We start from the raw sequence: 11757 nt of genomic DNA on the forward strand, positions 1-11757 counted from the left end.
GACTTGATCGGTCTTTCCAAGAATCACGCGGTGGCCGCCTTACATCGGTGCAACACGCCCATCAGGGCCGGGGGTTACACCACGCTATTGGACGCAACCGAGCGCTTCGCGCGCTGTACCGGGGAAAGTGACATAGATCTGCGGCGCCATCATATGCAAAGCATACAGATCGACCTACCACCGATCGCTAGAACGCTGTGAGGGTTCGTTGTCTGATCGAGCTGGTGATCGTCGATTCGCTGAAGTAGGACATCCCTTGGCCGCGGTCGCGCCCTGGCGTTGGTGCACGTCATCAAGATCGGCGACGGTGTACCGTCCTCTACGGTTACGGTATCGGCTATTCACTGGCAACGGTCGCGCCATGATGCGATGGTACTGTCAGCTCGCCCGAGCGACACAGCCGCAACGATGGTGTCAGTCGGAAAACGAGAGAGGCACACCACTCAGGCCAAAATTCGTGCACGACACCCACTTCAAGATCAGCGGCGACCCGACATGATCCGTGGAGACTCGTCACGGCGCATGTACGCCGGCGGGCGCCCGAACCGGTGGGCGCGTTTCCTGAACCGAATAAGCGCGATGGTGTTCTCGCTCGGTATCGCTGGCCACGGCGCGGTAAGCCTCGAGACCGTCAATCCGAAGTCGCACACCCTGCTCACCCTGCCGCTCGTGGTGGCCCGCTACGAAGGTTGTGAGTACGTGGTTTCGATGCTGGGCCAGGGCTCGCGGTGGGTGCGCAATGTGCGGGCCGCGAATGGGAGCGCCGTCATCCACGCGGGGCGCAGGCGACCGGTGCTACTTGAAGAGGTTCGCGCGGATGCCTGCGCACCGATTACCAAGTCATACCTGGCGCAAGCACCCGGCGCCCGACCGCACATTCCGGTCGATCAGTCGGAGCCAGTCCAGGCATTCGAAACCATAGGAGCCGACTTCCCGGTGTTCATGATCCGGGATGTCCAGTAAGGCGCAACGGGCACCACTGGTGGTCGCGCACTATCCCGCTGAACCGTGGCTCACTGTTTGCGTAAGCGTTCCTTGACCCCGTGTTCGACGAGAACGGGAACAAAGTCACGTATCGGGCGGCCGGAGAAGTTCTGATGCTCCTCGCGGACAGCTCTTTCAACGCTCGACCGTGGCACATTTGGGAATCGTTTCGTGAGTCGATCCACCACTTTTTCGACGGCCTGCAATTCATCGTTGAGGTTCACAGTCTCCAGTGTGGCACCGTCGGGAGCTGCCTATCAAGGCGTTGCTATCACCGAAAGTTGCGCACTCTGCCCATCGCTTTCGTCAGCGACCAGCACGAAACGGGAATTACGCATCTCCCGGTCGAGGGTGCACGATGAAATCATGGGATCTTCACAAGATGCGCCTTGAGTTCGGGCCTTGCGTCCATCGCGATCAAGCCGGGACGAGCGAATACCGGGCCGAGACTTGATGGGGTCCGACGGTTGCCGCTGCCGCGCCGGCATTCATTGGCAGCGTGGTTGGGCGCGCAATTGACGGGATAGACGACAGCCTGATCTCGCCAACCCGATCGCCACGGCCTTCCTAGTTTTTCTTCTCCTGACGTGCCCGCCGATTCTGATCACACTCTTCATGCAAGAACATCGCCGTGCTCGCGCTCCTCGGCATCATCCCAGCAATGGTCAACATCTCGGGTACTCGGCGTCGTTCGAGTTATTCCCGGGCAGGAGCTATGACGAGACGGACCTGAAGACGTCGATGCGCCACAAGCCGGTCGCGCGGGTCACCCTGGCGAAGCACGCATCCGTGGCCACCGAGGACTACTCATCCCTGTTCCGGTCCGACACGAACCGCGCTCCCTACACCCAGGCACCCCTCAGCACGTCGCAAACGAACGCTCTGATAACCCTCGACCGACAGCTCCGCGTGGGTCCTGGCCGCATCCTTGCTCAAGCGGTTGTCGATACCCTCGTGCCGATGCCACTCTCGTGGGGGCTCCTTGCGACCCTCGATGCGCACCGCCTCATCAAGCGGGCGGTCTTCGAGCCATTCCCAGACCCTCAGCAGTCAATGATCCTCGACGGTTCCCGATCCCTGTCACCGCTGCGAAACAAGGTGAGAGGTTGCGATCGGCTCCCTGGCTGTCCCCGTGGCCTCGACCCCGGATGACAGCACGGTCCGCCGCACACCGCGGTATGCGGCGGACCCCCGACTTGCCGGTGCTGTCCCGCAGGTGGTTCTACTGTACGTCCGTCGGTTCTGGTTGCCCCGGTACTTCATCCGAAGTCGAGTGCCGTCCGGGTTGAGACGGATCGCTCGTGGTCGCGCCGCGCGCATCCGGTCTTCGTCCCATTCGGCGTCGGACGGGTCCGCGGTCAGATTCTCGTGCGCGACGCCTCCGGAGCCGGGTTCGTCATTCCGGTCAGGTTCAGGCGGCGGCAGCACAGGCGCTCTCGATCACCGATCCCCAGTACGGTACGAACATGGTGTTCGCGACGTTGTTGTAGCCGAGACTGTTGACCGAGTTCTGATAGCCGGCCGAACCGCTGCCGATGAACCGCGGGCCGCCGGATGTTCCACCGGTCATGTCGCAGGGGATGCCCTGCGATTCGGACTGGGCATATGGGGAGTCCGTGGCGGTGCCGGAGCAGGACTGCAGGGTGTTGCCGGTGAACGGTGCCGCTGCCGGGTAGCCGAAGGCCGAGTAGGTGAACCCTCTGCCGTCATTGAAGGCCACGCCCGATGCGCCGCGACAAAATCGACACCAGGCAGGTGGGCACCGGCACCGTCCACAACGACGCATCCGATACGCTCTGGCTCGACGGGGAGACGAACGGCCCTGCGTGAGTCACGATTTCCCGACCGTGCAGATTTCTCTGAACCGTCGCCGTACGGGGCGCCGTCAGCCGCCGCCGACGTGGATTCCGGGTCGGCGTGCCGGATCAGCTTCGCTCTGGCGAAGGATTTCGCGCACGACGGGTGCGGTATCTCCTTGGCCGAGGAGGAGGTAGCGCAGGAGGTGCCCTAGGGGGTTGCCCTCTGACCATTCAAAGTAAGCGTGAGGTCGCACTCCGGATGCGTCCTGCAATGCCAAGAGGATGGCGGCGATGGCGTTCGGAGCCGCGGGGCTCTGGGCTCGAAGCACCCGAAGCCCGTTGACTTCTTCACCGCGAACATGGAGCGTCTCGCTGAAACTAGACGGATCCACCACCTCGATCTCCAGGAACAGCACGTCAGCGCGACCCGGCACGGGATTCATCCCCCGCTGCGCCGTCTCCTTTCCGGCATAATCGGTCTGTTTGCCCGGCTTCGGCTTGTTCGCAATCAGGTTCAACGCGCCATCGAAGGCGAGCGAGTCGGTGATGAAGCGCCGCGCCTGTTCGTCCAGTTCGACCGTTTCCACCCGCAGTTCGGTGGTGCGTGAAACTCGGGATACGAGTGAAACGACGATGATGCCCAGAATGAAGAACGCAGAAATGGCTATGCCGTCTGGCTTCTCCAAGATGTTCTCGCCCAGGGCGTACAGGAGGATCAAGGTCAGAATGGTGAATGCGACACTGGCTCGGCGCTGGTGGCGTCGGATCGCCGAGATCGTGACGGCGACGGCTCCGGACACCATCATCGCCAGAATGCCGGTGGCGTAGGCGCCCGCCTGCGCGTTGACGTCGGCGTTGAAGCCAATCGTGATCAGGATACTGATGCCGGTGTAGACGAGAACCACGGGGCGCACGGCGCGGCTCCACTCGGGGGCCATGCCGTATGACGGCAGGTAGCGCGGGACAATGTTGATCAGGCCGGCCATCGCGGACGCCCCCGCAAACCACAGGATGAGGATGCTGCTCACGTCGTAGACGGTGCCGAAGGTGTTTCCGACGAGTTCGTGGGCCAGGTAGGCCAGTGCGCGGCCGCTCGCTTCGCCACCGTCTTCGAAAGCTTCCTCGGGGATGAGGAGGGTGGTGACGAAGGTGCTCGAGAGGAGGTGGGCGCTCATGATGAGGGCCGCCGCGGTCAGGAGCTTGCGGGTGTTGCGGATGCGTGAAGCCAGGCGCTCCTCGGTGGTTTTCCCTGCCGAGGCAACCAGGGGCATCATGCTCACCCCGGTCTCGAATCCGGACAGACCCAACACGAGCAGCGGGAAAGCGATGATGGCGGGACCGAGAAGATCACCGAACCCCCCGCCGCGGGAGGTGAGGGCGTCTGTCCATCCGGCGAGAGCGGCTGGTTCCGTGAGGACGTCGTAGAGGCCGACGCCGATGACGACGGCGTTTAGGGTGAGATACACCGCCACCAGCGGGATGGCAACCGCCACGGCTTCGCTGAAACCGAGAAGGAAGACGCCGCCGAGGGTGAGGAGCAGGACGATCGTGATCGTCACGGCATGCCCCTCGAGGAAGCTGGGCGCATATGGATTCTCAAGAAGGTGGACCGTGGCATCCGCCGACGACAGGGTGATCGTGATGATCCAGGACGTTGCGACGAAGCCCAGAAGTACCAGCACGAAGAACTTGCCCTTCCAGAACGGGAGGAGCCGCTCGAGCATCGCCACCGAACCCTGGCCGTGCGGGCTCTCCTTCGCCACCCGCCGGTACATCGGCAACATCCCCAGCAGGGTCAGTGCAACGATCAGCAGGGTCGCCAACGGCGCCAGTGCTCCGGCAGCCAGCACGGCGATGCTCGGCAGGTACGACAACGTCGAGAAGTAGTCGACGCCCGTCAGACACATGACCATCCACCAGGGACGCTTCGTCACCGTGTCTTCGTGGCTCTCCGGTCCGACGGGCTGCACACGGTTCCGAAGCAGCCACCGCACAAGGCTGCCCGCTGGCGCTCCCGAACGGACGGGGCTGGCAACGCTCGCCGGGATGACCGGAACGTCCAATGAATCCACTGTGATCTTCCATCCCGCCCGCGCCGGTCACCAGAGGGTGCGAGCAGATCTATCGAATGCGAACAACACCTCTATTGTGAGCCACACACGAGCGAGCGCCGCACGCTCAGGGCAAAGATCTGAGCTCGAAGTGCTGTCGGCCTCGAGCGCGGGTCACAGCCACTTTTTTTCTCGAAGACCACGTACCGGGCAACGCCAAGGAAGACCATCTCTCCGAGTGCGATCGGGTATCCGAAAGTCCAGTGCAGTTCGGGCATGAAGTCGAAGTTCATGCCGTCGACCGTGCCGACGAGGGCTGGGGCGAAGAGGATGGCCGCCCAGGAGGAAATCTTCTTGACCTGTTCGTTCTGAGCGAGGCTCGTCTCAGACATGTGGCGCATTTCGTCATTCTGCCGTTGATTCACCAGGGTGGAGTGCACGGTCAGTGCGTTTTGTAGGATGGCGCGGAATGAGTCCGCTCGATCGACGACGCGGATGGCGTGGTCCAAGACGTCGCGGAAGGAACGTTGGAGCTCCAGTTCGACCTGGTATTTTTCCGAGCCGCGGAGGACCGCTTGGAGCATCCCGATAAGGAGGGGTGCACCGCGCGCTGGAACTCGATAACTTCCCGGGAGAGGTCATAGATGCGTCGGGAGACGCTGGGGTCGCCGTCAAAGAGTTGGTTTCCGATTTCGTCGATATCGTTCTCGAGTCCGGCGATGACGGGTGCATACTCATCGACTACCTCGTCAAGGATGGAGTACAGCACGGCTTGTGGACCCTTCGCGATAAGCGGGAGATTCGCCTCGAGGCTGTGCCTGACCCGGCTGAGGGTCGTCGATTCGGCGTGGCGAAGGGTGACAACAAAGTCCTCGCCGATGAAGAGGTGAAGCTCACCGAATTCCACCTCTTCCTTCTCGTCGATGTATCGTGCGGGGCGCAAGACGAGGAACAACGTGGATCCGTACCGCTCGAGCATGGCTCGTTGATGGCCGGTCAGGGCGTCGATCAGGATGGGGCGGGAGAGCACCGCACGTGAGTGCGGGTCAGGATCCTAGATTCAGTCGTTGCGTTTGAGAAAACAACAGCGTGGAGAACCCCACGATAAACGCTACCGAACTGAAGAAGCCTCCGATCTCGCTAAACCCGGGGTAGGGCACGTTTTGGCCGTAGAAGCCGGTGACGGCCGTCGATATGGCGATGATGGCAGTCCCGGTACCTTCTTGGTGATCACGTTGAGCCGGTTTCCCTGGAGGGCCAGATTCGCTTCGAGGATACTCGTGGCGAGGTCGCGCAGGCTCTCCGTCCATTTCATAGCGCGCAGTACATGGTCGTAGACATCCTGACAGTAAGGACCCATCTCGTCGGCCACAAGGTGAAGGTCGCGACGGAGGAGCGTGTTCACCACTTCGCGCATCGGTAGGATCACCCGCCGAAGCGTTACCAGGCTCTTCCGGAGCGCGAAAGAACTCCGTTGCAGGGCTTCCTGGTCGGCCGAGGGCACGAATAGCTGGTTCTGGAGCTCTTCGATCTCCTCGTCGAGGGCGTCTACCGCCTCGAAGTACCCGTCGACAAGTTAGTCCAACAGTCCGTGCAACAGGAAGGCGACACCATGCTTCGCCAAGTCCGGGAAAGAGTCCCATCTGGCAACCACATTGTCCAAATCGATGCTCTCCTCCTTGTGCACGGTAACCAGTGCACGGGCCGTGATGAAGGCGGCAATCTCGTCGGTGGTAACCGCTTTTGAGGCCGGATCGAAGCCGACAGCGCAAGCAGACAAGAACGAGTGATTGGGATAGTGATCGAGCTTCGGCCGCTGACGCAGTTTCGTGGCGTCTTCGACGGCCAACTCGTGCAAACCCAGCTCCTCGGTGAGTAATGCGAGGTCGGCACCATCCGGGGTACAGAAGTCCACCAAACCATGGAGTTGGGCAACTCAAGATGTTCGGACACATCGGCCAGCGCAAAGTTCTCGTCGATGAGGACATCATCACGGTAACAGCGGGTACGAGGAGTGGAAACAGCATAGTCAACCATGTACACCCGTGATCTTCTGGGACCCCGTTTCGCGATTCACGAAGGTGCGTTGGGCGACTATCCCTCTCCAAACGGCATGGTCTTCGCACTGTTACGCCTCTGGCATGCGCAAGAACCCAGTCCCTGATGGCCAGACAGATCCCCACCAACCCCCGGCTGGATTTTAGGACGCGAGTCCCGCTATAGGCGGCCCGGGCTTGGCTAATTCGACGCGCGGCCGGACTAGTGTTCGGTCCAGCAGCCCAGGATGGCAGTAGCTACTTGATAGGAAAACGCGGTGCGGGTGACGCCATGCGGCCCGATCCTATCCGTCAACTTTCTGGCGTCAACTTGTAACGTCATGTTGTCTTTGAGGAAGACGACCACGCCGCCTGTGGTTTCGTAAGCAGGCAATCCGAGATTCGCGAGTCCTTCAATGGGTTGGACTGGGGCAAGGTTTCCTTGCATTGTGTCGAAGTAGCTGCGGGCAGACGCTGCGTCCGAGGATTCCTGCACCGAGATCACGAATTCTCCATCAGTCAGATGGTATGTGCAGGTGTATTGGCGATTGATCCAGCTGTCGACGGAGTGTGGCGGGGCGGCGAGAGTTAGCGCACGTGTGATGTTGTCGCGTGTTTCGGTGCCACAAATCATCTGTGATGCTGCGGACGGTCCTGCCTCCGCGCTGCCTGCCGAGCTCGACTGCGGAGTCGGGGAGGCCGACGTGCCTGGCATGGACATTCCGGGGGCCATTGTGTTCACGGCGCCGGAGGAGGTGGTGGCGCATCCAACCAGCAAAGCCGTGGAAGCCACCGCGATCGCAAGCAGCCAGTCGGGCCTGTTGACACGCGTCTTTGTCCTGCTACGCCGCATGGCTGGACACCAAGCTGGCGTAGACAACAACATTATCTGGGTACGTACGAGTGGTTTCGTTGAACTCTCCACCGCAGGTGATCAGCCGTAATCCCGCATGGTCGGTGTTGCCGTAGACGGCGAACTGCGGAAAATCATCTTTCGGGTATTCCTCCACTCCGTCGACCACGAATACCGCCACTGTCGCATCGGCTCGGGTAACCAAAATCTCGTCGCCGGGACGCATCTCGCCAAGTCGGTAAAACACCGCGCGCCCCTGCACCCTGGAGTCGACGTGACCCAGGATGACGGAAGGTCCGATCGCGCCAGGGGTGGGCGAACCGGTGTACCAGCCGGCCGGAGAGGCCTCGTCCAACGACGGCGTCTGCACCGTGCCATCAGGATTCTGTCCCAATTGCATCAGGACAGAGTCCACTTCAATCGCGGGGACATTGATCTGAGTGGGCTCGGAGTCGGTCAAGGTCGGGCCGACAACCTGGTCAACCCGCGGAGTCGGCGGATCTGAGATGGGCTCCGGTGAGGGTGTAACGGAGACGGACTCCTGCGATGGGGCTGATACGGCAGCCGAGGCAGGCGGCCGTGGAGGAGGAGGAGGGTTGCCCCACAGGGCGAAGCCGATCGCCGCACAGCCGACGGTGAAGAGCAGAACCGCCGCCGCGGTAGCCAGACGGCTACCGCGACGACGCTTTTCAGCCGGGATAATCACCGGGGATCAAACCGATCTCAGCCTCGTGCGGCAAGACGCCGACGAATCATCACCGCGCCACCTGCCGCGGTCAGGGCCCCGGCACCGAGGGCGAGAAGGCCCATGTCAGCACCGCTCGAAGTGCTGCCACCGCCGGTTTCCACGCCACCGTCAGGCATGTTCGCCTGCGACGCGCTCAGGGCGCCACACAGAGCCGGCGACGTTGCTGCCAAGGGCAGACTCGGAACCAAGTCACTCTTTGCGTCCTGTGCTGCTTTCGTCAGCGTGGCCGGGTCTAGCCCGTGGACCACCACAACCGCCGTGCCTGCCTCCAGCGAGGCCGCGGTGGCGGCATCCAGAGTGAAGGTTCGGTTGTAGTCGTAGTTTGCACCCATCCCGGCAAGCGTTAGATCAGTTCCGGCCGCCGGACTCGTGTCGCCGCTCGTGGACAACGTTGTGCCAATCTCTCCGTAGGACGGCTGACCTTCGGTCGTGCTGATCACACCATCTCCATCGGTGTCAGCTGCCGTGGTGGGACATTCCCCCTTCGCACCGATGTGGATGTGCTGTACGTGCGGGTACGGCTTACCGTCGAAGGTCTCGGCCAGACCCTTGACGGTCTGGGTGACTGTGGCCTGATCACCGGAAACCTCAACGGAGATGGTGCCGCTGCCGTTGCTGCCGTTGATCGCATCGAGCGTCCCCTGGTAGGACGCGTCACCAGTGGCTGCAAAGGCTGGACCACTCGTCAATACGGCGACACCTAAAGCAAACGCGGGCATAAAAAACACTGCTGTTTTCTTATTCATCAAAGTCCCTTACTAGGAGGTAGTTTCGAAAACATATCGGAGCGAAAACATAAAAGAGTATTCTTCAGATGAGTTTGTGCGTACAGGCCTTATATGTCAAGAGTGGCCCTGGCCCTGGTGGCCGACAACTCACAGGACACACTGTTTACTCTGGAAAGAACACGTCGAGAGTTCACTTTTGAGTAAGCAGACGAGGCCGTGAAGCTGATCATCACCACCGGCAAAACGGTCGCGACCGTCACCCGAGAGCGGAGTCAACGAGGCAACCCTGGGCCGCATGGTGACCGCGTTCAAGGCGCTCAACGAAACCCGACGGGCCGAAGTAATGGAGTCTGAAGGGGCCGAGCTGCAGCGGCTACGGCAAAAAGACGCGGATCTGAAGATGGACAGGGCGTGCTTGAAAAAAGCGTCGACCTTCTTCCACCAGGAAGCATCGAATACGAGGTCCAGGCGTATGAATCGATTGGCGTAATAGAGATCAATTTCACCATCACCCGCATGGTCCGCCTCGTCGACATCGGCCGTCCGCCATCGCCGGCGTCGATTGGGGGTGGAAATCATTTCCCGAAGAACTGTCGCCACGACCAGGAAACGCCTAACGATGGCGAGATCTGTCCGAAGAAATAGAAGACCTCCACCACCGCCACCACCCTTGGCCGAAACTTCTGTCGCGGCACCGCCGCCGGCGCCACTCCTCGATCGGGCCTGTCACACCAGTGGACTTCGAGTTGCCAGAGCTAATCGGACCTTCAAAGGTCGACCCGGGCGCTCGCTGGCAGAGCGTCATGAAGCCAGTCTCTAAGCGCCAATTACGTCGCTGCATCACAACATCGCTCGCGGAGCGGATGCCCTACTTAGCTCATATCCTTCGTCATCGGTGAGGCACACCTGCTCGCCAACACCCACCTCAAAATGCTCCGCATGCTCACAAACGTCGACATGGACACCGGATCGCACATCGCGATACGCCTTATCGGGCAGCACACACTTCGGCGTCGGTGAGCTCAAACTCGCGGTGCTCCCAGCGCCAGACCGAAACATCTCCACCCGGAACAATGATCGGGATGAACGCAGCCGATACGACCGATTACATCCGCAGCACCTTGAAGCTGCCGGCCAGTCCAACCCACAATTCGCCAACGACACCATCCACGCCGTCACGCCATCTACCTCGCACCGGAAACTTCCGACAAGGCTTTAACAAACCCGGTCGACGTCACCGACGGTGACCCCGCCACTGTCAAACAACGCGACGGGCGACACCAACGAGCGGGCGTAGGTCTTTGGCAATGTCACTGAGTCGTGGTGGCAGACGGTCGGTTTTTCACAAAAAGGATCGTGAAAATCAGAGCGGCCAGAGCGGTACCAGCGAGGAGAATTAGTCCGATCGCGTAGCTGTTTTCCGCAGCGTTGTAGGTGGCCCCCATCACCAGTGGCGGGAAGTATCCGCCTAACCCACCGGCAGCGCTGACGATGCCACTCACCGCCCCCACTCTGGCGGCCGGTGCGCTCCTCCCGATCCAGGCGAACACTCCCCCAGCACCGAGACCGAGTGCAGACGCCATCGCGACAAAGGTGAGGCCGGCGGGGATCTCGCCATCGGGACGGAGGTTCACCACCCAAGCGAGAACGGCCACCGCCGCCAGCGACCCGATTACCACTGGCTTCGGACCGATGCGGTCGGCAAGAATTCCGCCGATGGGGCGGAGAATAACGGCGGCAACCGCAAACCCAGCCGTTCGTGTCCCCGCGGCAGTGAGGTCGAAATCGTATATCTGGCGGAGATACGTGGGCAGGTAGGTGGAGAAAGCGACGAATCCGCCGAAGACCAGCGCATAGAGAAAACTCATCTGCCACGTCACGCTGAGCCGCGCCGCCGCGGTGAGCTTGGGAAGGAATGGATCAGTGCTGGCCGTGAATCCGGGGGCCTCTGCCATAAGTGTCCATACGCATATTGCGGTGACGAGGAGGAGCGTCGCGATGATGAGGTGAGTTGGAACGTATCCGAGCCATTCCACCAAACGTGGAGTGAAGAAGGCCGACACTGCGGTGCCGCCCATCCCTGCCCCGAAGACGCCGGTTGCAAAGCCTCGGCGGGATGGTTGGTACCACTGGCTCACGAATGGAATTCCCACGGCGAACACGGTTCCGGCTACGCCGAGCAACAGCGCTGCCACGACCAGGAAGGCAAATGCGTTGAGGGTTCCGGCAAGCGCGACGAGCAAGAGGGCGGGGACGGATGCAAGCAGTACCAGTGTGAATAGGAGGCGTCCGCCGAATCGGTCGGTGAGCACGCCCACTGGAATGCGGCCGATCGATCCGACGAGTATGGGCATCGCCACGAGTACAGACGTCTGGGCCGACGAGAGATTCATCGACTCGGTATAGCGGATGCCGAGCGGCGAGACACTCGTCCACGCCCAGAAGCACACGACGGAGGTGAGAGTCGCGAGGGTGAGGTTCACACCCTTGCTGTGGTGTGCCTTCTGCCGTGCAGTCATTTTCGAGCCCATCGGTGTGCCCATTACCCGCACCTCCGA

Annotated in this window: 8 protein-coding genes and 3 pseudogenes; 2 read left to right on the top strand and 9 right to left on the bottom strand. The window is 61.4% G+C overall.

Translation table 11 applies throughout. The features are described 5' to 3' along the window. Positions 1-579 precede the first annotated feature (579 nt). The gene (locus E3T34_RS11450; protein ID WP_198412284.1) at positions 580-963 is read left to right on the top strand and encodes a nitroreductase family deazaflavin-dependent oxidoreductase; all 384 of its coding nucleotides are present in this window, start codon (positions 580-582) and stop codon (positions 961-963) included. 50 nt (positions 964-1013) lie between these two features. Here E3T34_RS11450 and E3T34_RS11455 read toward each other — a convergent pair whose 3' ends face one another. The 8 genes and pseudogenes from E3T34_RS11455 to E3T34_RS11490 form a co-directional block, all read right to left on the bottom strand. Then, positions 1014-1208, bottom strand: a complete 195-nt coding sequence (locus E3T34_RS11455; protein WP_134343049.1) for a three-helix bundle dimerization domain-containing protein — start codon at positions 1206-1208, stop codon at positions 1014-1016. Between the two features lie 1187 nt (positions 1209-2395). Beyond that, a pseudogene (locus E3T34_RS11460) lies at positions 2396-2716 on the bottom strand (hypothetical protein); the annotation flags it as partial. Between the two features lie 153 nt (positions 2717-2869). Beyond that, on the bottom strand, positions 2870-4831 hold the full coding sequence (locus E3T34_RS11465) for an amino acid transporter (RefSeq protein ID WP_370327556.1): 1962 nt from the start codon (positions 4829-4831) through the stop codon (positions 2870-2872). Between the two features lie 188 nt (positions 4832-5019). Beyond that, positions 5020-5840: pseudogene (locus E3T34_RS11470) on the bottom strand (magnesium and cobalt transport protein CorA); the annotation flags it as partial. A 105-nt stretch (positions 5841-5945) separates the two neighbouring features. Further along, positions 5946-6749: pseudogene (locus tag E3T34_RS16555) on the bottom strand (magnesium transporter CorA family protein). 344 nt (positions 6750-7093) lie between these two features. Then, positions 7094-7375, bottom strand: coding sequence for a hypothetical protein (locus tag E3T34_RS16560; protein ID WP_241977402.1), 282 nt, complete (start codon positions 7373-7375; stop codon positions 7094-7096). A 337-nt stretch (positions 7376-7712) separates the two neighbouring features. Beyond that, positions 7713-8183, bottom strand: coding sequence for a class F sortase (locus tag E3T34_RS11485; protein WP_166785893.1), 471 nt, complete (start codon positions 8181-8183; stop codon positions 7713-7715). 263 nt (positions 8184-8446) lie between these two features. After that, positions 8447-9217 carry a hypothetical protein gene (locus E3T34_RS11490; RefSeq protein ID WP_134343052.1) on the bottom strand — a complete coding sequence of 257 codons (771 nt, stop codon included), beginning with the start codon at positions 9215-9217 and terminating at the stop codon, positions 8447-8449. 393 nt (positions 9218-9610) lie between these two features. Between E3T34_RS11490 and E3T34_RS11495 the strand changes: the two genes are divergently transcribed. Continuing rightward, positions 9611-9844 carry a hypothetical protein gene (locus E3T34_RS11495; RefSeq protein WP_134343053.1) on the top strand — a complete coding sequence of 78 codons (234 nt, stop codon included), beginning with the start codon at positions 9611-9613 and terminating at the stop codon, positions 9842-9844. 665 nt (positions 9845-10509) lie between these two features. Here E3T34_RS11495 and E3T34_RS11500 read toward each other — a convergent pair. Next, positions 10510-11730, bottom strand: coding sequence for an MFS transporter (locus E3T34_RS11500; protein ID WP_134343088.1), 1221 nt, complete (start codon positions 11728-11730; stop codon positions 10510-10512). Between the last annotated feature and the right edge of the window lie 27 nt (positions 11731-11757).

The organism is Cryobacterium sp. TMT1-62 (assembly GCF_004403145.1).
Classification (GTDB): Bacteria; Actinomycetota; Actinomycetes; order Actinomycetales; family Microbacteriaceae; genus Cryobacterium; species Cryobacterium sandaracinum.

Coding starts and splice junctions, on each gene's coding strand:
- E3T34_RS11450 (WP_198412284.1), top strand. CDS start 580: ATGGTGTTCTCGCTCGGTATCGCTGGCCACGGCGCGGTAAGCCTCGAG.
- E3T34_RS11490 (WP_134343052.1), bottom strand. CDS start 9,217: ATGAATAAGAAAACAGCAGTGTTTTTTATGCCCGCGTTTGCTTTAGGT.
- E3T34_RS11500 (WP_134343088.1), bottom strand. CDS start 11,730: ATGGGCTCGAAAATGACTGCACGGCAGAAGGCACACCACAGCAAGGGT.